General features: G+C 72.8%; 20 protein-coding genes. 3 read left to right on the top strand and 17 right to left on the bottom strand.

What is annotated here, in order from left to right; genetic code table 11:
* Nucleotides 1-1,151, bottom strand: a 1,151-nt coding sequence (gene tuf, locus ACTJK8_RS30580) for an elongation factor Tu (protein WP_440762969.1), incomplete at its 3' end; no start/stop codon positions are given.
* A 307-nt stretch (nucleotides 1,152-1,458) separates the two neighbouring features.
* On the opposite strand from tuf, the gene ACTJK8_RS30575 reads away from it, so the two are divergent.
* On the top strand, nucleotides 1,459-2,322 hold the full coding sequence (locus ACTJK8_RS30575) for an outer membrane protein (protein ID WP_012320780.1): 864 nt from the start codon (nucleotides 1,459-1,461) through the stop codon (nucleotides 2,320-2,322).
* A 128-nt stretch (nucleotides 2,323-2,450) separates the two neighbouring features.
* Here the strand turns inward: ACTJK8_RS30575 and phnN are convergent, their stop codons facing one another.
* Genes phnN through phnG form a run of 9 tightly spaced genes read right to left on the bottom strand, consistent with a single transcriptional unit; the run spans nucleotide 2,451 to nucleotide 9,154 of the window.
* Nucleotides 2,451-2,981, bottom strand: coding sequence for a phosphonate metabolism protein/1,5-bisphosphokinase (PRPP-forming) PhnN (gene phnN / locus ACTJK8_RS30570; RefSeq protein WP_012320781.1), 531 nt, complete (start codon nucleotides 2,979-2,981; stop codon nucleotides 2,451-2,453).
* Nucleotides 2,981-4,117 carry an alpha-D-ribose 1-methylphosphonate 5-triphosphate diphosphatase gene (locus ACTJK8_RS30565; RefSeq protein WP_012320782.1) on the bottom strand — a complete coding sequence of 379 codons (1,137 nt, stop codon included), beginning with the start codon at nucleotides 4,115-4,117 and terminating at the stop codon, nucleotides 2,981-2,983. Before ACTJK8_RS30565 ends, phnN begins: the two co-directional genes overlap by 1 nt.
* An 11-nt stretch (nucleotides 4,118-4,128) precedes the next feature.
* A complete protein-coding gene (phnL, locus tag ACTJK8_RS30560; protein WP_012320783.1) occupies nucleotides 4,129-4,836 on the bottom strand; it encodes a phosphonate C-P lyase system protein PhnL in 708 nt (235 codons plus the stop codon).
* On the bottom strand, nucleotides 4,833-5,606 hold the full coding sequence (gene phnK / locus ACTJK8_RS30555) for a phosphonate C-P lyase system protein PhnK (protein ID WP_440763058.1): 774 nt from the start codon (nucleotides 5,604-5,606) through the stop codon (nucleotides 4,833-4,835). The genes phnL and phnK overlap by 4 nt, the downstream gene beginning before the upstream one ends.
* A complete protein-coding gene (locus tag ACTJK8_RS30550; protein ID WP_440763057.1) occupies nucleotides 5,603-6,103 on the bottom strand; it encodes an N-acetyltransferase family protein in 501 nt (166 codons plus the stop codon). The genes phnK and ACTJK8_RS30550 overlap by 4 nt, the downstream gene beginning before the upstream one ends.
* Entirely contained in the window at nucleotides 6,100-6,987 is an 888-nt protein-coding gene (locus ACTJK8_RS30545; RefSeq protein WP_440763056.1) for an alpha-D-ribose 1-methylphosphonate 5-phosphate C-P-lyase PhnJ, read from the bottom strand. The genes ACTJK8_RS30550 and ACTJK8_RS30545 overlap by 4 nt, the downstream gene beginning before the upstream one ends.
* A complete protein-coding gene (locus ACTJK8_RS30540) occupies nucleotides 6,984-8,090 on the bottom strand; it encodes a carbon-phosphorus lyase complex subunit PhnI (protein ID WP_012320787.1) in 1,107 nt (368 codons plus the stop codon). The genes ACTJK8_RS30545 and ACTJK8_RS30540 overlap by 4 nt, the downstream gene beginning before the upstream one ends.
* A gap of 3 nt (nucleotides 8,091-8,093) precedes the next feature.
* Nucleotides 8,094-8,681, bottom strand: coding sequence for a phosphonate C-P lyase system protein PhnH (gene phnH / locus ACTJK8_RS30535; RefSeq protein ID WP_024829096.1), 588 nt, complete (start codon nucleotides 8,679-8,681; stop codon nucleotides 8,094-8,096).
* A gap of 2 nt (nucleotides 8,682-8,683) precedes the next feature.
* Complete coding sequence (phnG, locus tag ACTJK8_RS30530) at nucleotides 8,684-9,154, bottom strand: phosphonate C-P lyase system protein PhnG (protein ID WP_012320789.1); 471 nt, start codon at nucleotides 9,152-9,154, stop codon at nucleotides 8,684-8,686.
* Between the two features lie 79 nt (nucleotides 9,155-9,233).
* On the opposite strand from phnG, the gene phnF reads away from it, so the two are divergent.
* Nucleotides 9,234-9,977, top strand: coding sequence for a phosphonate metabolism transcriptional regulator PhnF (gene phnF, locus ACTJK8_RS30525; protein ID WP_012320790.1), 744 nt, complete (start codon nucleotides 9,234-9,236; stop codon nucleotides 9,975-9,977).
* Between the two features lie 282 nt (nucleotides 9,978-10,259).
* Here phnF and phnE (ACTJK8_RS30520) read toward each other — a convergent pair whose 3' ends face one another.
* The 7 genes from phnE (ACTJK8_RS30520) to ACTJK8_RS30490 all read right to left on the bottom strand — a co-directional run bounded on the left by phnE (ACTJK8_RS30520) (nucleotide 10,260) and on the right by ACTJK8_RS30490 (nucleotide 16,519).
* A complete protein-coding gene (phnE, locus tag ACTJK8_RS30520; protein WP_024829095.1) occupies nucleotides 10,260-11,126 on the bottom strand; it encodes a phosphonate ABC transporter, permease protein PhnE in 867 nt (288 codons plus the stop codon).
* Entirely contained in the window at nucleotides 11,123-12,004 is an 882-nt protein-coding gene (phnE, locus tag ACTJK8_RS30515; RefSeq protein ID WP_024829094.1) for a phosphonate ABC transporter, permease protein PhnE, read from the bottom strand. Before phnE (ACTJK8_RS30515) ends, phnE (ACTJK8_RS30520) begins: the two co-directional genes overlap by 4 nt.
* Nucleotides 12,005-12,020: 16 nt before the next feature.
* On the bottom strand, nucleotides 12,021-12,947 hold the full coding sequence (gene phnD, locus ACTJK8_RS30510; RefSeq protein WP_012320793.1) for a phosphonate ABC transporter substrate-binding protein: 927 nt from the start codon (nucleotides 12,945-12,947) through the stop codon (nucleotides 12,021-12,023).
* A gap of 134 nt (nucleotides 12,948-13,081) precedes the next feature.
* A complete protein-coding gene (gene phnC, locus ACTJK8_RS30505) occupies nucleotides 13,082-13,930 on the bottom strand; it encodes a phosphonate ABC transporter ATP-binding protein (RefSeq protein ID WP_012320794.1) in 849 nt (282 codons plus the stop codon).
* A 115-nt stretch (nucleotides 13,931-14,045) separates the two neighbouring features.
* On the bottom strand, nucleotides 14,046-14,666 hold the full coding sequence (locus ACTJK8_RS30500) for a chloramphenicol acetyltransferase (RefSeq protein ID WP_024829092.1): 621 nt from the start codon (nucleotides 14,664-14,666) through the stop codon (nucleotides 14,046-14,048).
* Nucleotides 14,659-15,345: a DUF1045 domain-containing protein gene (locus ACTJK8_RS30495; protein WP_059409926.1), complete on the bottom strand. Its 687-nt coding sequence runs from the start codon at nucleotides 15,343-15,345 to the stop codon at nucleotides 14,659-14,661. Before ACTJK8_RS30495 ends, ACTJK8_RS30500 begins: the two co-directional genes overlap by 8 nt.
* Before the next feature lie 25 nt (nucleotides 15,346-15,370).
* The gene (locus ACTJK8_RS30490) at nucleotides 15,371-16,519 is read right to left on the bottom strand and encodes a ceramide glucosyltransferase (RefSeq protein ID WP_012320796.1); all 1,149 of its coding nucleotides are present in this window, start codon (nucleotides 16,517-16,519) and stop codon (nucleotides 15,371-15,373) included.
* A gap of 242 nt (nucleotides 16,520-16,761) precedes the next feature.
* Between ACTJK8_RS30490 and ACTJK8_RS30485 the strand changes: the two genes are divergently transcribed.
* Nucleotides 16,762-18,131: inorganic phosphate transporter (locus ACTJK8_RS30485; RefSeq protein WP_440763055.1), on the top strand; the 1,370-nt coding region annotated here is incomplete at its 3' end.

Genomic DNA, 18,131 nt, shown 5'->3' with positions numbered 1-18,131 from the left:
CGGCCGCCCTCGCGGATGGCGAAGCGCAGCTTCTCCTCCATGGCCACCGGCACGATCAGCGCCACGTCCATGGTCACGTTGTCGCCCGGCATCACCATCTCGGTGCCCTCGGGGAGCGTGCAGATCCCGGTCACGTCCGTGGTCCGGAAGTAGAACTGCGGCCGGTAGTTGGTGAAGAACGGCGTGTGGCGCCCGCCCTCCTCCTTGGTCAGGATGTACGCCTCGGCCTTGAACTTCGAGTGCGGCTTCACCGAACCCGGCTTGCACACCACCTGGCCGCGCTCCACGTCCTCGCGCTTCGTGCCGCGCAGCAGCACGCCGACGTTGTCGCCCGCCTGGCCCTGGTCGAGCAGCTTGCGGAACATCTCGACGCCGGTCACCGTCGTCTTGGTGGTCGCCCGGATGCCGACGATCTCGACTTCCTCGCCCACCTTCACGATGCCGCGCTCGACGCGACCCGTCACCACCGTGCCGCGGCCCGAGATCGAGAACACGTCCTCGATCGGCATCAGGAACGGCATGTCGATCGGACGCTCCGGCTGCGGGATGTAGGCGTCCACGGTCGCCATCAGCGCCAGGACCGCCTCCTTGCCGATCTTCGGCTCCTTGTCCTCGAGCGCCATCAGCGCCGAGCCCTTGGTGATCGGGATGTCGTCGCCGGGGAAGTCGTACTTCGACAGCAGCTCGCGCACCTCGAGCTCGACCAGCTCCAGCAGCTCCTCGTCGTCGACCATGTCGACCTTGTTGAGGAACACCACCAGCGCCGGCACGCCGACCTGGCGGGCCAGCAGGATGTGCTCGCGGGTCTGCGGCATCGGGCCGTCGGCCGCCGACACAACCAGGATCGCGCCGTCCATCTGCGCCGCGCCCGTGATCATGTTCTTCACGTAGTCGGCGTGGCCGGGGCAGTCGACGTGCGCGTAGTGACGGTTCTGCGTCTCGTACTCCACGTGCGCCGTCGAGATCGTGATCCCGCGCGCCTTCTCCTCAGGCGCCTTGTCGATCTGGTCGTAGGCCGTGAACGTCGCCCCGCCCGTCTCGGCCAGAACCTTCGTGATCGCAGCCGTCAGAGACGTCTTGCCGTGATCGACGTGGCCGATCGTGCCAATGTTGCAGTGCGGCTTGGTGCGGGAGAACTTTTCCTTGCCCATGATTCCCATTCCTGCGGCGGGGACCACGCAAGGGCCCCGAATCCTGGTCAGCCGCCCCGAAGTTCCGACAGGGGCGAAAAACGCGGTCCGCTTAGAGGGTCGGCCGCCAGGGATCAAGCTCCGCGACGCGCGGGGGCCCGCCGACGGCCCCGCTGTCAAGCCACGGCGACGAGTCTTGAACGTCGAAACATCAATCACAGGCAGTATCGGCGCCGCTTTCGCGCCACAGTGTGGCTTCGCGGGCATAGCGGGATCCGTGCGGCCGAGCTTAAGTGGCGACAACAACGCGTCACCTCGGACCCCCGCCATGATGAAGAAGCTCCTCCTCGCCACCGCCGCGACGGCCCTGGTCACGACGGCCGCCTCCGCCGCCGACCTGCCGCGTCGCGCCGCGCCGCCGCCGGTCTTCACGCCGGTGCCGGTCTTCACCTGGACGGGCTTCTACGCCGGTCTCGAGTCGGCCTACACCTTCACCGACCGTGAGCGCATCACGACCGTCGGCGTCCAGCCCGGCAACGCCACCAACGTCGCCCTCGGCCGCCGCCCGTTCGCGACCTCGACCACGCAGGACGGCTTCGCCAACATCGGCGGCACCGCCGGCTACAACTACCAGTTCACGCCGGGCGCCGGCATCGTCGTCGGTATCGCCAACAGCATCGACTGGACGGACATCACCAAGAACCGGGTCGTGCTCGGCACCGGCAACGTCGCCGGCGGCCCGCCGAACATCAGTCAGTTCCGCCAGAGCCTCGACTGGCTCGGCACCCTCACCGGCCGCGTCGGCTACGCCTTCGACCGCGTCCTGGTCTACGGGATGGGCGGCCTCGCCTACGGCAACGTGTTCCACGACGCCAACTTCTACACCCCGGGCGGCCGCCTGCAGTTCGCCGGCCGCTACGACGACTTCAAGACCGGCTTCGCCTACGGCGGCGGCATCGAGTTCGCGCTGCCCACCGACAGCTTCCTGAACACCTTCGCGCTCGGCCGCTACATCGGCATCAAGTACGACGCCATCACGGTGAAGGCCGAGTACCTGCACTACGACCTCGGCAGCCAGAACGTGCTCGTCGGCGCGGTCCCGGGCGTGGGCAACGGCGCGTACATCTCGCGCTTCCGCACCGAGGGCAGCATCGTCCGCGCCGGCTTCAACTACAAGTTCGGCGGCCTCTGAGTCAGTCGACGCCGGGGGCTCCCCGGCGGATCCGAGCGAGGGCGGGTGCCGGTGTCGGCGCCCGCCCTTTTTCGTGGCTCACGCACCAAGCGGCCGGCGCGTCCGCGCGGACCGCCGCGCGAGCCCCGTCAGCAGGCGCGCAGATGCGCGACCAGCCGCGCGGCCGCCTCGTCCGCGGCGCCGGTGTTGAGGATCGTCAGGTCCGCGGTGACGCCGCCCTCGCGGGCGAGACGCGCGGCCAGGTCGCCGTCCTGCGCGCGGCCGCGGGCGGCGATGCGCCGCGCCAGGATCTCGGGCGGCGCCGTGATCTCGACGACGCTCACCCGCCGGCCAGACTCCCGCGCGCCCGCGACGACGCGGCGCGAGACGTTGCAGACCACCACGTGGCCTTCCGCGACCCGCCGGCCGACCGCCTCCGGCAGCGCGTAGCCGAGGCCGTGGGCGCGCCAGCTCAGGGTGAAGCGCCCGGCCGCGCAGCCCTCGGCGAAGGCGGCCTCGTCGATCTCGTCGTTGTCCTCGTCGGCCGAGGGCGGCCGGGTGACGAGGCGGCGCGGGAAGACGTAGCGCGGGTCGCCGGCCAGGGCCGCACGGGCGAGCCGGAGCAGCGTATCCTTGCCGGCCCCGCTCGGGCCGACCACGAGGACGAGGCAGCCCGGCATCAGGCGACGCGCCGCCCGGCGCGCCAGACCTCGCGGACCACCGGAACCCCCTCGGCCCGCTGCACGCGCACGAGATCGGCCCGCAGCCCGGGTGCCAGGGCGCCGCGATCGGTCAGGCCGGTGGCGCGGGCGGGGTTGGCCGTGACGGTGGCGAGCGCCTCGGGCAGCGTGATCGCGGGCGCCTGCTCGGGCAGCAGGAAGGCCGCCATCAGCAGGCTCGCCGGCACGTAGTCCGAGGACAGGATGTCGAGGTGCCCGGCCTCGGCCAGCGCCAGGGCGGCGACGTTGCCGGAATGCGAGCCGCCGCGGATCAGGTTCGGCGCGCCCATCATCACGGTGAGGCCCTGCCGGTGCGCGGCCTCGGCCGCCTCCAGGGTGGTGGGGAACTCGGCCAGTCGCACACCCTCGCCGACCGCGAGGTCGACGTCGGCCAGGGTCGTGTCGTCGTGGCTCGCGAGCGGGATGCCCATCTCGCGGGCGAACTGGACCAGGGCCGGCCGGTTCTTCGCGTTGAGCGCCCGTCCGTCGCGGACCTTGCGCTCGGTGTTGGCGCGGATCTCCTCCATGGGCCGGCCGCCGCGGGTGGCGTAGGTGTAGTACTTCTCCATGTCGCGGAACTGCCGCTGGCCGGGCGTGTGGTCCATCAGCGAGATCAGCCCCACCGGGTAGCGGGCCGTGAAGGTCGCCACCGTGTCGAGCACGTCGAGGGAGGGCAGCTCGCAGCGCAGGTGCGTGAAGTGCTCGGCCCGGAACAGGTCCCCGGCCCGCGCGGCGGCGATGGCGCCGGCGAGCTGCTCCAGCTCGGAGCCGAGGCCGCTGCCGTCCGGGTCGCTGCCGGCGCGCAGCGAATCGAACACGGTGGTGATTCCCGAGGCGGTGATCTGCGCGTCGTAGGCCAGGACGGCGCCGAGGGGGTGCCAGCGCACCTTCGGGCGCGGCGCGAAATGACTCTCCAGATGGTCGGTGTGCAGCTCGATCAGGCCGGGAATCAGGTGGTCGCCGCCGAGGTCGAGGCCGCGCGCGGGCGGGCGCCCCTCGCCGATCTCGGCGATCGCCCCGTCCGACACGGCGAGCCAGCCGCGCTGCACCCGGTCCGGCAGGACCAGGGTCGCGTTCTCGAGGATGAAGTCGTCCATCGTGAAGATCCTCAGGCTGCCCGGGCGCGCGGCGCGAAGCGGGTGACATCGACCACCCGGGTCGCCACAGCGTCGCGCATCTCGCTGTCGTGGAAGATGCCGAGCACGCCGGCCCCCGCCCGGAGCTTCTCGCGGACGAGCTCGGCCACGACGGCGCGGTTCTCCGCGTCCAGGGAGGCGGTTGGCTCGTCGAGGAGCAGGAGCGGCCGGTCGGCGATCAGGCCCCGGGCGATGTTGACCCGCTGCTGCTCGCCCCCCGAGAAGGTCGCGGGCGGCAGGCCCCAGAGCCGCTCGGGCAGGTTGAGCCGGGCGAGCAGGGTCTCGGCCCGCGCGCGCGCCGCCTCCTCGGACAATCCGCCCTCGCGGCCGGCAGCCTCGACGACGTCGAGGGCCGGGACCCGCGGGATCACCCGCAGGAACTGCGACACGTAGGCGATGACCCGCGCCCGCAGCGCCAGGACGGCCCGCGGATCGGCCCGGACGACGTCCACGACCGTCGCGCCGTCGCGGACGAGGATCGCGCCGCCGTCGCAGCGGTAATTGCCGTAGGCCATCTTCAGCAGCGAGGATTTCCCCGCGCCGGACGGGCCGCCGAGCACCACGCACTCGCCGGGTTCCACGGACAGGCTCACGCCGCCCACCACCGGCAGCACGACGCCGCCGCGCAGGTGCAGGGTGAAGCTCTTGGCGACGTTCTCGAAGGTCAGGAGCGCGGTCATGCGGCGAGCACCGAGGCGACGAGGAGCTGGGTGTAGGCGTGCTCGGGATCGTCGAGCACCCGGTCGGTGAGGCCGGTCTCGATCACCCGGCCGGCGCGCATGACCATGATCCGGTGCGAGAGGAGCCGCGCCACCGCGAGGTCGTGGGTGACGATGATCACCGCGAGCCCCAGCTCGGTCGAGAGCCGGCGGATCAGGTCGAGGAGCCGCGCCTGGACCGAGACGTCGAGGCCGGAGGTCGGCTCGTCCATCAGCACCAGGCGGGGCCCGGTGACGAGGTTGCGGGCGATCTGCAGGCGCTGGCGCATGCCGCCGGAGAAGCGCGTCGGCGGGTCGTCGATCCGGTCGGCGGCGATCTCGACCCGGCCGAGCCAGTCGAGGGCCTGGGCGCGGATCCGCCCGTAGTGGCGCTCGCCGAGCCCCATCAACCGCTCGCCGACATTGCCGCCGGCCGAGACCGCCATGCGCAGGCCCTGGGCCGCGTCCTGGCGGACGAACCCCCACTCGGTGCGCATCAGCGCCCGGCGCCCGGCCTCGCTCAAGGTGCCGAGGTCGCGCAGCGCACCGTCGCGCATCCGGTAGGCGACCGTCCCGGAATCGGGCGCCAGCTCGGTGGCGATGAGGGAGAGCAGCGTCGACTTGCCGGACCCGGATTCGCCCACGATCGCCAGCACCTCGCCGGGCACGAGGTCGAACGACACGTCGGCGCAGGCGAGGCGGGCGCCGTAGCGCTTGGTCAGGCCGCGGACCTGCAGCAGGGATTCGCTCATCGGGTCGCCTCCGCGGCGTCGGGCAGGAAGGGGGGATCGAGGCGGAAGCTGTAGCCGTAGCGCTCGAAGCCGAGGCTCTCGTAGAAGGCGTGGGCCGGCTTGGCGTCGACGTTCGACGACAGGGCGAGCTTGTAGCAGCCCCGCGCCTCGGCGAGCCGGGCCGCCGCGCGCATCATCGCCCGGCCGAGACCGCCGCCGCGGTGCCGGGACGCGACCACGACGCTCTCGACGAGGGCCGAGGGCGTGCCCCAGTGGGCGATGTTGTCGAGGATGACGAGGCAGAAGGTGCCGACGACCGCGCCGTCGCGTTCGGCCACGTAGAGCCCGTAATCGGGATAGGCCTTCGTGAGTCGGTCGAGCAGCGCCCCGGCCCGCTCCAGGGTCGTCACCCGCCCGCCGTTCAGCTCGGCGTAGAGGTCGAGGATCGCGGGCAGGTCCGGTTTCCCGGCCCGGCGGACCGTGAAGTCGCCCGTGCCGCGCCTCACATCGCCACTCATGCCGCGTCCCCCGCGCCGACATGGCCGTCCGCGCGGCGCCCCTCGCAATGGTCGGTGTCCGAGCAGACGAACATCCGCCTTCCGGCATCGTCGAGCAGCACCTCGTCGAGATAGACGCCTTCGGCGCCGCACAGGGCGCAGGGCTGGTCGAAGTGCTGCACCCGGAACGGGTGATCCTCGAAGTCGAGGCTGCGCACCCGCGTGTGGGGCGGCACCGCGTAGATCCGCCGCTCGCGGCCCGCGCCGAAGAGCTGGAGCGCCGGGCAGTCGTCCATCTTGGGGTTGTCGAATTTCGGCGTCGGCGACGGGTCCATCACGAAGCGGCCCGCCACCTCCACCGGGTACGCGTAGGTGGTGGCGATGTGGCCGTGGCGGCTGATGTCCTCGTAGAGCTTCACGTGCATGGCGCCGTACTCGGCCAGCGCGTGGAGCTGGCGCGTCTCGGTCTCGCGGGGCTCGAGGAAGCGCAGGGGCTCGGGGATCGGCACTTGGTAGACCAGCGTCTGCCCCTCGGTGAGCGGCGTCTCGGGGATGCGGTGGCGGGTCTGGATGACCGTCGCCTCCGCGGTGCGGGTCGTGGTGGCCACCCCGGAGGTCTTGGCGAAGAAGCGGCGGATCGAGACCGCGTTGGTGGTGTCGTCGGCGCCCTGGTCGATGACCTTGAGCACGTCCGAGCGGCCGAGGATCGCGGCCGTGACCTGCACGCCGCCGGTGCCCCAGCCGTACGGCATCGGCATCTCGCGGGAGGCGAAGGGCACCTGATAGCCCGGCACCGCGATGGCCTTGAGGATGGCCCGGCGGATCATCCGCTTCGTGCCCTCGTCGAGATAGGCGAAGTTGTAGCCCGGTTCGCTCTCCGGGCGGTGCGCGATCGCGGCGCTCATTCGGCGGCCTCCTGCATCTCGACGGCGTCGGACGCGCGCTCGAACTCGGCGCGTAGCCGGCGAACAAGTTCCAGCTCGGCCTGGAAATCGACGTAGTGGGGCAGCTTCAGGTGCTCGACGAAGCCGGTCGCCTGGAGACTGTCGCAGTGGGCCAGGACGAATTCCTGGTCCTGGGCCGGGCTCGCCACCGGCTCGCCCAGCTCCTCCGCGCGCAGCGCCCGATCCACGAGCGCCATCGCCATGGCCTTGCGCTCGCTCTGCCCGAAGCTCAGCCCGTAGCCGCGGGTGAATTGCGGCGGCGCCGTCCCCGTGCCCTTGAACTGGTTGACCATCTGGCACTCGGTGAGCCGCACGCGGCCGAGCGGCACCGCGAAGCCCAGCTCCTCGGGCACGAACTCGACCGCGACCTCGCCGACCCGGATCTCGCCGACGAACGGGTGGGTGCGGCCGTAGCCGCGCTGCGTCGAGTAGGCGAGGCCGAGCACGAAGCCCTCGTCGCCCCGGGCGAGCGCCTGGAGGCGCAGGGCCCGGTCGGCGGGATAATCCACCGGCTCGCGGGTGAGGTCGCCCGCGGGGGCGCCGTCCTCCGGGGGCGAGGGCTCGATCAGGCCGTCCCGGGCCAGCAGGTCGGTGACCCGCGGGCAGGTGCCGGCATCGGGGCGCGGCTCGGCCTCGGCGGCGGGCTCGGACGCGGTCTCGGCGGCGAGCGCGAAGTCGACCAGCCGGTGGGTGTAGTCGAAGGTCGGCCCGAGCACCTGCCCGCCCGGAAGGTCCTTGAAGGTCGCGGAGATCCGGCGCTCGACCGCCATGGCCCCGGTGTCGACCGGCGCGGAGGCCCCGAAGCGCGGCAGCGTCGTCCGGTAGGCGCGGACGAGGAACACCGCCTCGACCACGTCGCCCCGCGCCTGCTTCAGCGCCAGCGCCGCGAGGTCCGGATCGTAGAGCGAGCCCTCGGTCATGACCCGGTCGACGAGCAGCGCCATCTGCTCCCGGATCTGCGCCACGGAGAGTTCGGGCAATGCGGGGTCGCCCCGGCGCGTCTCGGCGAGGAGCCGGTGGGCGTTGTCGATGGCGGCCTCGCCGCCCTTCACGGCCACGTACATGGGTCAGGCCTCCGTGACCGTCGTGGAGCGCGGGAGACCGGCCACGCGGCCGGGCGCCGTCAGGATCAGGTCGACGCCGAGGGGGAAGGCCGCCCGGTTCTCGGCGAGTTGCGCCGCGAAGCCGTCCGGCAGCGGCGCCGGCGCGATCCGGGCGGTGCCCCGGATGCCGGGACCGGACAGGTGCAGCCCCTCCCCCTCGGCGACCGCGTCGAGGGCGAGCACCAGGGTCGTGGCGGTGTCGGGATAGGCCGGCGTGCCGGGGGCGAACCGGCTCAGCGGCGGGCACCGCGCGGGCTCGCGGACCAGCGCGAAGGCGGCCGCGGCCGGGTCGCCGGTGAGCGGCGCGCCGGTGTGGAAGCGCAGGAATTCCGCGACCTCCGGCGCCGCGGCGAGGACCGGATCGAGCCAGACCGGCGTGTCGGCGTCGGTGAGCGTCAGCGCGACGGCGGCCAGTTCCGGCGTCAGCGGCGCGGGCGGCGCGAGGGCGGCGACGAGCGCCCGGACGCGTCCGGGGCGGGCGAGCGCGTCCATGACGGCGCGGAAGGTGCCCTGCGCGTCGTGGACCGGATCGGCGAAGCCGGGGGCGAGCATGCTCAATCCTCTCCGCGGGCGAGGGTCAGGAAATCGACGCGGGTGGCGGCCGTGCGCCGGGCCGCCCGCGCTCGGGACTCCGCGAGCCGCCGGGCGGCGGGCTCCAGGGCGGCCTCGACCCGGGCGCGCCGGCCCGGATCCTGCCAGAGGGCGTCGAGGATCGCGGCGAGCCGCGCCTTCGTGCGGTCGCGACCGAGATGGTAGGCGAAGCCGGCCGGGCCGTCCGCGAGGCGGATGGCGGCCCGGGTCACGCTGACCTCACCGAGGTTGAACGGCCGCCCGTCGCCGCCGATCCGGCCCGAAGCCATCACGAGACCTGTCTCCGGCACGCGCAGATCCGCGGCCGCGGGCGCATCGAGGCCCGACAGGGCCGCCTCCAGATCCGCGCGGCTCGCCTCGGCGCAGAGGGCCATGACCGCCTGGCGCGCCGCGGTCTCGCCCTCGGATCCGGCCTGTCTCGGGGTCGTCGTCATCGCGAATCCCTTCGTCGCTCGGTTGTATAGGTGTATAGACAACTGGCGTGCGCCGCACAAATGAAGTTTGGATGACAGCATGGATGCGCAGGAGCAGGCGGCCGGCCTCGTCCGGGGCGAGGGGCTGACGGCGTGGCGGCAGATCGCCGACGCGCTGACGGCCGAGATCGCGGCGGGGCGCTACGCGCCGGGGCAGCAACTGCCCGCCGAGGCCGCCCTGGCGGCGCGGTTCGCGGTGAACCGGCACACGGTGCGGCGCGCCCTCGCGGCGCTCGCGGAGGGCGGCCTCGTGCGCGCCAGCCAGGGTCGGGGCACCTTCGTGGAGGAGGCGCCCCTCGCCTACCCGATCGGGCCGCGGACGCGCTTCTCCGAGATCGTCGCCGGGGCCGGGCGCGAGGCCTGGGGCGACCTCGTCGCCTCGGCCACGGTCCCGGCCGGGCCCGAGCAGGCGGCCTCCCTGGCCCTCGCCCCCGGCGCGCCGATCCTGGAGCTGCTGACCGTTCACCGGGCGGACAGCGCCCCGCTCTCGACGGCGCTGACCTGGCTGCCGCTGCCGCGCTTCGCGGGCTTCGCCGAGGCCTACGCCGAGCGGGGCTCGATCACCCGGGCTTTCGCGACCTGCGGCGTCCACGACTACACCCGGCTCTCGACGCGGATCCGGGCCCGTCCCGCGGATTCCGCGGAGGCGCAGCGCCTCGACATCGCGCCGGGGCGGGTCGTGCTGGTGGTGTCGAGCGTCAACATCGATCCCGCCGGCGTGCCGATCCAGGCGAACCGCACCCTGTTCGCGGCCGACCGGGTGGAGCTGGTGATCGGGGGGTGATGCGGTGTCCGCGCGACGGCCTCGGCACAGCGTCCTCGCGAGCGGAGCGAAGCGATGACGACGAGGGTCCGTCACCCGGCGCGCGAACCGGACGCCGTACGATACGAGCCGTCCGGGCCATCCTGTCATCCCGAGGTGCCGGAGCGCAGCGGAGGCCTCGAAGGAGGGCTCCAGCTGGCGCGCGGTGGCTCGAGCCCTCCTTCGAGGCGGCCGCGCCGCACCTCAGGCCGCACCTCAGGATGAGGGGGTGGATGGGACGGACCGCCCGCTGCGCGGCCTCCTTCAGCGCGCCGCCGGCCCGATGATCGCCCGGCGCAGGCGGGTCGAGATCCAGTCGATCGCCGCCACGGTCACGAGGATCATCAGCACCAGGAAGGCGACCTGCTGCAGCTCCAGCACGCGGATCAGCTCGGTGAGGTACTGGCCGATGCCGCCCGCGCCGACGATGCCGATGATCGTCGCCGAGCGGGTGTTCGACTCGAAGAAGTACAGGACCTGGCTCGCCAGCACCGGCAGCACCCCGGGGATCAGCCCGAAGCGGATGCGGTGGAGCGCCGAGCCGCCCGAGGCGACGACGCCCTCGCCGGCGCGTCGGTCGCAGGTCTCGATCGCCTCGGAGAACAGCTTGCCGAGCGCCCCGACATCCGAGCACGCGATCGCGAGCGCCCCCGCGAACGGGCCGAGGCCGACGACGTTGATCCAGATCAGAGCCCAGATCAGCACGTCGACCGAGCGCATCACGTCGAGGCCGCGGCGGACCGCGAACCGCGCGAACGGGTTGGGCACGACGTTCCGCGCCGCCAGGAACGCCACCGGGAAGGCGAGGATCGCCGCCGTCAGCGTGCCCAGGAAGGCGATGCCGAGGGTCTCGCCCAGCGCGTGCAGGAAGGTCCAGAACTGGCCCTCCGGCGACGGCGGCAGCATCAGCACCGCGAAGGTGCCGAGCCGCCCGAGACCGTGGAGGATCCGCGCCACCGAGAAGTCGAGGCGCCAGGCGCCGAGCGCCGCGAGCCCCACCAGGACGACGAGCAGGGCGGCGAGCCGCGCCCGCCCCGGCCAGTCGGTGCGGAACTGCGCGGGGTAGCGCGCGCGCAGGCGGGCGAGGTCGGCCCGGGCCGCCGCCCGCAGGGCCTCGGGACGCGCGCTCATCGGGCCTGCTCCGCGCCGATCAGGCGGTGGCGGACCCGCTCGGTGACGAGGTCGATGCAGAAGACGGTCAGGATGATCAGCACGAGGATCGCGCTCACGTCAGCGTAGTAGAAGTTGCGGATCGCCACGAGGAATTCCTGGCCGATGCCGCCGGCGCCGACGAAGCCCATCACCCCGGCCCCGCGCACGTTGATCTCGAAGCGCAGCAACGCGTAGGAGGCGAAGTTCGACAGGACCTGCGGCAGCACCGCGAAGCGCACCGTCTGGACCCAGGTCGCGCCCGAGGCCGACAGGCCCTCGACGGGGCGCATGTCGATGTTCTCGACCACCTCGGAGAACAGCTTGCCCAGCGCCCCCGTGGTGTGGATCGCGATGGCGAGCACGCCCACCATCGGGCCGAGGCCGAAGGCGATCACGAAGATCAGCGCGAACACCACCTCGGGGACGGTGCGGCACAGTTCCAGGAGGCGCTTGGCGCCGACGCGCAGCGCGCGCGACCGCACGAGGTTGGCGGCGGCCACGAAGCTGAGGGCGAAGCCCCCGAGCCCCCCGAGCAGCGTCCCGAGATAGGCCATGAGCAGGGTCTCGCCCAGCAGGCCCAGCCATTTGGGCAGGCCCCAGTACCAGGCGCGGACGTCCTCCAGCGGGTGATCGAGGCCGATCGGCGGCAGGATCTGCTGGATGTAGGCGGTGAACTTGCCGATGTTCTCGGCGAGGACCAGCGGCCGCACCTCGGCGATCAGCCCGGCGACCACGGCGAGCGCCGCCACCAGGGCGAAGCCCGCCAGCGTGCGGCGGCGGGCTTCCCCGGTCGCCGCCGCGTAGAGGCCGGAGAGGGCGGCTGCCCGCTCCGGCGACAGGGGTGTCAGACCGCGCAAGGCGGGCGGCTCCGGATCAGGACTTCCGGCGCTGCTCGTCGTTGAAGCGCAGCATGTCGATGATCGGCTGGTAATCCTTGAGGGTCACCGGCGTGAGATCCTGGTCCTTGCCGTCGGAGAGCCGGTCGAACGCGGCCTTGTCGGCCTTCGGCAGGGCCACGAAGGCGTCGCGGATCTTGGCCTTCAGGTCGTCCGGCAGGCTCGCCAGCACGGCGAATGGCCCCTCCGGCAGGAAGTCGGACTTGAACACGACGCGGAAGTCCGACTGCTGCATCGGGGTGCCGTCGGGCTTCTTGAGCATGCCCTTGGCGGCCATGCGGGTGACCATCGTGTCGGTCTCGGAATTCCACAGGTTGGCGGCGGCGTCGGCGGTGCCCTGGGTGAGCGCCAGCACGGCGTTCTCGTGGCTGCCGGCGTAGAAGGTCTTGCCGAAGAACTTCTCCACGTCGTAGCCGGCCCGCTTCAGGAAGAAGCGCGGCGCCTGGTTGCCCGAGGTCGAGTTCGGATCGACCAGGGCGAGGTTCTTGCCCTTCAGATCCTCGACGGTCTTGTAGGGGCTGGAGGCCAGCACGTAGACCACCGAATAGTAGCCCGAGGCGCCGGTCTCGTGCTTCTGGTTGACGATCGGCTCGATCTTCACGCCGGTCATCACGGCCCGCGCGAAGGAGGCCGGCCCGTACCACGCGATCTGGATGTTGCCGGCCCGCTGGCCCTCGATCACGGCGGCGTAGTCGCTCGCCACCCGCAGCTTCACCGGCACGCCGAGCGTCTTGGTCAGGTAGGCGGTGAGCGGCGCCCACCGGTCGGCGGTGCCCGAGGCGTTCTCCGCCGGGATCACGCCGAGCGTCAGCTCCGGATACTGGGCCTTCCAGTCCTGGGCGGCGGCCGGCAGGCCGAGGAGGGCGAGGGCCGCGGCGGCGGCGAGGGTGCGTCGGGTGATCATCGGGTCGTCCTTCGTGGCGGCGTCGGCGAGGTTCGGCCGGCCAAGGGCCGGTCGGGCGTTTCCAGAGCGGTGCTCGTTGGCAGTGCTCGTTGGCAGTGCTCGTTGGCGGTGTTCGCTGGGGCCCGGGGCCCGGATCAGGCGCCGAGAGCGGCCTCGCGGACCGGCCGGGCCGGCACGAGACCGGGCCGGCCCGGCATCGCGGCCCGCTGCTCCGCCTCGCGCTGCGCGGAATCGTCCAGCACCTCGCCGGCCTCCAGGCCGTAGAGGCGGCGCGCCACGTCCTCGGTCAGGTCGAAGGGGCCGCCCTCGAACACGACCCGCCCGGCCGCGAGGCCGACGAGGCGGTCGCAGTAGGCGCGGGCGAGGTCGAGGGAGTGCAGGTTGCACAGCACGGTGATGCCGTAGCGCCGGTTCACCTCGGCCAGCGCGTCCATCACCAGGCGGGTGTTGCGCGGGTCGAGGGAGGCGACCGGCTCGTCGGCGAGCAGGATCTCGGGCTCCTGCACGAGGGCGCGGGCGATGGCGACGCGCTGCTGCTGCCCGCCCGACAGGCCGTCGGCCCGCTGGCCGGCGAACTCGCCCATGTCGAAGCTCTCCAGGGCGGCGAGGGCCATGGCCCGGTCCTCGGCGGACCATTGCCGGAGCAGGGAGCGATAGGTCGGCACGTGGCTGAGGCGCCCCATCAGCACGTTCGTCATCACGTCGAGGCGGCCGACGAGGTTGAACTGCTGGAAGATCATGGCGCAGCGGGTGCGCCATTCCCGCAGGGGACGGCCGCGCAGGGTCGTCACCTCGCGGCCCTCGTGGAGGATGCGCCCCGAACTCGGGTCCGCCAGCCGATTGATGAGGCGCAGGAGCGTCGACTTGCCGGCGCCCGACCGGCCGATCACCCCGACGAAGCTGCCGGGCTCGATCCGGAGCGACACGCCGTCGACGGCGCGCCGGTCGCCGTACTGGCGCGTGAGATCCTCGATAACCAGCATGCAACCATCCGCCGCGGAGTGGCCGCACGTAAACGCCGGTTTCACGACGATTGGATGACGTATTCGGAACGATTATATTTGCCGGCGCAACATCTCGGTTATTTCGATAGCCGACTTAATCTTCGCAGCGCTCCAGGAACGCCTCAATCGGCAGGCCGCGGAAATCCGGCAGCGCCCGGCGCAGGCGCTCGTGGTCCCAGTCCCACCAGGCGAGGCGCATCAGGCGGGCGGCGATCGCCTCGGGGAAGCGGCGCCGGACCGGCCGGGCGGGATTGCCGACGACGATCGTGTAGGGCTCGACGTCGCGGGTGACGATGGCGCCCGCTCCCACCACCGCGCCGGTGCCGATCGTGCGCCCCGGCAGGACGACCGCGCCGTGGCCGATCCAGACATCGTGGCCGATCGCCACCGGGCTCGCCCGGCGCCGGTCGAAGAAGGCGGGCTCGTCCGATTCGTCCGGCCAGTAGGCCCGCGCCCGGTAGGTGAAGTGCGCCTGGGAGGCGCGCTCCATCGGGTGATTGCCGGGATTGATCCGCACGCTGGCGGCGATCGAGCAGAACTTGCCGATCGCGGTGTAGATCACCTCGCCGTCCTCACCGATGTAGGAATAGTCGTCGAGGATTGTCTCGGTGAGCCGGGTGCGGGCGCCGACCTCGGTGTAGCGGCCGAGGCGGCTGTCGACGACCCGGGCGCTCGGATCGAGCGCGGGTTCGAGGCCGAGGGGGCGGTCAACCACGGGCTTCTCCGAAGGGCAGGCGCGCCAGGAGCCGGAACGGCTCCGACCCGTCCTGGATCAGGAGGCTGACGGCGTCGATCCGCAGGGGCTCCGGCCCCGCGGCGCCGTAGGCTTCGGACAGGCGCCGGTGCCAGGAATCGCGATCCGCCTCCGGCAGGGCGTCGGTCAGGGTCATGTGGAAGCGGAAGGCCTCGAACACGTACGGGTAGCCCCAGCGCGCGAGGAGCGCGCGGCCGCGCGCGTCGAGGCGCTCCGGGCGGCGCTTGGCGCGCTCGGCCTCCGTGAGCGGCGCCCGGAACGGGTCCAGGGCGGCGACGCATTCGGCCGCCAGCAGCCCCAGCTCCGGCGGCGGGGCCTCCGGCACCAGGGCGAGGAACGGCCCGAGGGCGGCGACCCGGAGCGGGCCCACCGCCACCGGCGGGTGCGCGGCCGCGAGGTCGCGGGCGGCGGCGACGAGGTCGGCCTCCGCGGCGCCCGGGGCGAGGCGCATCGGCGCCTTGAGGGTGGCGTGGAACCCGTAGACCCGCGCGCCCGCCGTGACCGCCGCGAGATCACCGAGCCCCTCCGGGTGCGCGACCGGCAGCCCGGAGACGTTGTCGGTGCCGAGGACCGCGCGCCCGAAGGCTTCGAGGCGGGATCCCGGGGCGGGCAGCCAGTAGAGGGCGTAGCGGCGCGACACGTCAGGGCCTCCGATCGCCGGGCGGTCAGGCCGTCGGCGCGTAGGAGCGCGCGCCGGCGGCCCGCCGGGGGCGCACGTCCATGGCGTTGCCCCGCCACACGATGGCGCTCCGCATCCAGGCGCCGAGCCAGATCGCCGGGATCAGGGCGTCGCGCGCCAGGAAGGCCGCCAGCGTGCGGGGCGAACGGTGCCAACCCGCGCGGACCGCGAGCCGGTGCTCGGCGGCATAGCACAGGGCGGCGAGGCCGGCAGCGCCGGCGAGGCCCGCGAGGCTGCCGGCCCAGAGGGCGACGAGGAGCGCCGGCAGCAGGACGCCGCTGCCGATCTCGGGGGCGAAGAACAGCGGGAAGGTCACGCGGCGCAGGCGCGCCCAGCGCAGCTGCCGCGCCCAGACCTCCCGGAAGCCGCGCGGGCCGAGCGGCTGCTCGAACGGGCTCGCCACGAGGTGGACGCGCTTGCCGGCGGCGCGCACGAGCTTGGTGGCGGCCGCGTCCTCGGCGATCTCGGCGGCGAGCGCCTGGAGCCCGCCCTGCGCCTCCAGGAAGGGCTTGTGCCAGAGCATGCTCTTGCCCTGCGCGAAGCCCAGGCCGAAGGCCTCGGCGGCGTATTGCCAGCGCGCCTGGAGGGTGTTCAGGAAGGCGCACTCCACCTCCGCCATGAAGCTGCCCGGGCGGGCGCCGGCCGGGGTGGAGCAGACGAGGCCGGTATCGTCGCGCCACGCCGCCTGGAGCCGCTGGAGGTAGTCCGGCGGCATGGCCACGTTGGAATCGGCGAGCACCACCCAGTCGTGGGCGGCGGCGCGCCAGCCGCGCAGGCAGTTGTTGAGCTTCGGGTTCGCGCTGACGCGCTCGTCGCCGCGGATCAGGCGGGCCGGCACCTGCGGGTGGGCCTCGATCAGGCGCTCCACCATCGGCACGATCGGGTCGGCCGGGTCGGCCACGCAGAAGATCAGCTCGTAGGCCGGGTAGTCGAGGCGGAAGCTGCGGACGAGCATCTCCTCGCTGTACGCCTCGACCCCGCGCAGCGGCCGGACCAGGGAGACGGGCGCGCCGTCGGGGAATTGCGACGGGCCGTGGTTCCGGCCGAGGCGCCGGGCCGCGACGGCGATGCTGCCGACCTGGACGAGGGCCAGGAGCGCGCCGAGGGACAGGGCCGGCACCGTGGCGTCAATCATGCGGATCCCTCGTGCGATCGGGCGAGCGGTCCGGTCCGCTAGCGGCTCGACCGCGTCAGGCGTGTGACAGCGCCGCCCGGCGCTCCCGGTCCCGGTCACCGACGCGGCGCGTCGCGTCGCGGGCCGTCACGGGCCGTCACGGGCCGTCACGGGCCGTCACGGGCCTGCCGTCGCCCGTCACCCAACCGTCACCGCTCCATCTTAATCCCGGCTCACCACCACGTAGAATTCCGCGAGGGTTCATGTCCGATTCCGCCGTGATGCCGTCGGGGGCGGTGGGAGGCCGGCGGGCGGGCGGTCCGCGCCTCGACCACGGGACGCATCTCGGCGGGGTGGTCGCGTTCCTCCTCGTCCTGGTGGCGGGCCTCGGCTACGCGGTGGTGAGCCTCGTCGCCGACATGAACGCGGTCGGCGAGGCGCCCCTGGCCTACGGCGCCTTCGCGCTGCTCGGCCTCGCCCTGCTGATCGCCCTCGCCTTCGAGTTCGTGAACGGCTTCCACGACACCGCCAACGCGGTCGCCACGGTGATCTACACCCACTCGATGCCGCCGCTCGTCGCGGTGATCTGGTCGGGTGCCTTCAACTTCCTGGGCGTGATGCTGTCCTCGGGCGCGGTGGCCTACGCGATCGTGACGCTGCTGCCCGTCGAGCTGATCCTCAACGTCGGCTCGCACGCGGGCTACGCGATGATCTTCGCGCTCCTGCTGGCGGCCATCATCTGGAACCTCGGGACCTGGGCCTTCGGGCTGCCGAACTCGTCGTCCCACGCGCTGATCGGCTCGGTGCTCGGCGTCGGCCTCGCCAACCAGCTGATGAACGGCGGCGACGGTACCGCGGGCGTCGACTGGACCCAGGCGCTCAACGTCTTCAAGGCGCTGCTGTTCTCGCCGGTCTGCGGCTTCGTGCTCGCGGCGCTGCTGCTGCTCGCCCTGAAATTCACGGTGCGCCGCAGGGACCTCTACGAGGCGCCCGAGGGCGACGCGCCCCCGCCCCTGTGGATCCGCGGCCTGCTGATCCTCACCTGCACGCTGGTCTCGTTCTTCCACGGCGGCAATGACGGGCAGAAGGGCATGGGCCTGATCATGCTGATCCTGATCGGCGCCGCCCCCACCGCCTACGCGCTCAACCGCACCATGGCGGACGACACGACGCCCGCCTTCGTGCAGGCCTCGACGGCGGCGAGCGCGGTGTTCTCCGCCCGCGCCCCCGGCGCGGCGGTTCCGGACGCCGCCGCCGCGCGCCGGACGGTGACGGAGGCGCTCAAGACCAAGGCGCTGAACACGCCGCCCGTCTACGCGGCCCTGGCGGCGCTCTCCGACGACATCGCCGCCAGCGTCAAGAATTACGGGGCGATCCGGACGGTGCCGGCCGCCCAGACCCAGAACCTGCGCAGCGACATGTATCTCGCCGCCGACGCGGTGCGCGTGCTGCCGAGCGCCGGGGCCGACTTCTCGGAGACCGACAAGGCGGACCTGAAACGCTACGCGGGCCTGCTGAACGACGGCACGCGCTACATCCCGGGCTGGGTGAAGGTCTGCGTCGCCCTGGCGCTGGGTCTCGGCACCATGGTCGGATGGAAGCGCATCGTCGTCACGGTGGGCGAGAAGATCGG

Origin of the sequence: Methylobacterium sp. 22177, assembly GCF_052045615.1 — a bacterium.
GTDB classification, from domain to species: Bacteria; Pseudomonadota; Alphaproteobacteria; order Rhizobiales; family Beijerinckiaceae; genus Methylobacterium; species Methylobacterium radiotolerans.
This window is presented reverse-complemented; position numbering and strand designations above follow the sequence as displayed.

Coding starts and splice junctions, on each gene's coding strand:
- ACTJK8_RS30575 (WP_012320780.1), top strand. CDS start 1,459: ATGATGAAGAAGCTCCTCCTCGCCACCGCCGCGACGGCCCTGGTCACG.
- phnN (WP_012320781.1), bottom strand. CDS start 2,981: ATGCCGGGCTGCCTCGTCCTCGTGGTCGGCCCGAGCGGGGCCGGCAAG.
- ACTJK8_RS30565 (WP_012320782.1), bottom strand. CDS start 4,117: ATGGACGACTTCATCCTCGAGAACGCGACCCTGGTCCTGCCGGACCGG.
- phnL (WP_012320783.1), bottom strand. CDS start 4,836: ATGACCGCGCTCCTGACCTTCGAGAACGTCGCCAAGAGCTTCACCCTG.
- phnK (WP_440763058.1), bottom strand. CDS start 5,606: ATGAGCGAATCCCTGCTGCAGGTCCGCGGCCTGACCAAGCGCTACGGC.
- ACTJK8_RS30550 (WP_440763057.1), bottom strand. CDS start 6,103: ATGAGTGGCGATGTGAGGCGCGGCACGGGCGACTTCACGGTCCGCCGG.
- ACTJK8_RS30545 (WP_440763056.1), bottom strand. CDS start 6,987: ATGAGCGCCGCGATCGCGCACCGCCCGGAGAGCGAACCGGGCTACAAC.
- ACTJK8_RS30540 (WP_012320787.1), bottom strand. CDS start 8,090: ATGTACGTGGCCGTGAAGGGCGGCGAGGCCGCCATCGACAACGCCCAC.
- phnH (WP_024829096.1), bottom strand. CDS start 8,681: ATGCTCGCCCCCGGCTTCGCCGATCCGGTCCACGACGCGCAGGGCACC.
- phnG (WP_012320789.1), bottom strand. CDS start 9,154: ATGACGACGACCCCGAGACAGGCCGGATCCGAGGGCGAGACCGCGGCG.
- phnF (WP_012320790.1), top strand. CDS start 9,234: ATGGATGCGCAGGAGCAGGCGGCCGGCCTCGTCCGGGGCGAGGGGCTG.
- phnE (WP_024829095.1), bottom strand. CDS start 11,126: ATGAGCGCGCGTCCCGAGGCCCTGCGGGCGGCGGCCCGGGCCGACCTC.
- phnD (WP_012320793.1), bottom strand. CDS start 12,947: ATGATCACCCGACGCACCCTCGCCGCCGCCGCGGCCCTCGCCCTCCTC.
- phnC (WP_012320794.1), bottom strand. CDS start 13,930: ATGCTGGTTATCGAGGATCTCACGCGCCAGTACGGCGACCGGCGCGCC.
- ACTJK8_RS30490 (WP_012320796.1), bottom strand. CDS start 16,519: ATGATTGACGCCACGGTGCCGGCCCTGTCCCTCGGCGCGCTCCTGGCC.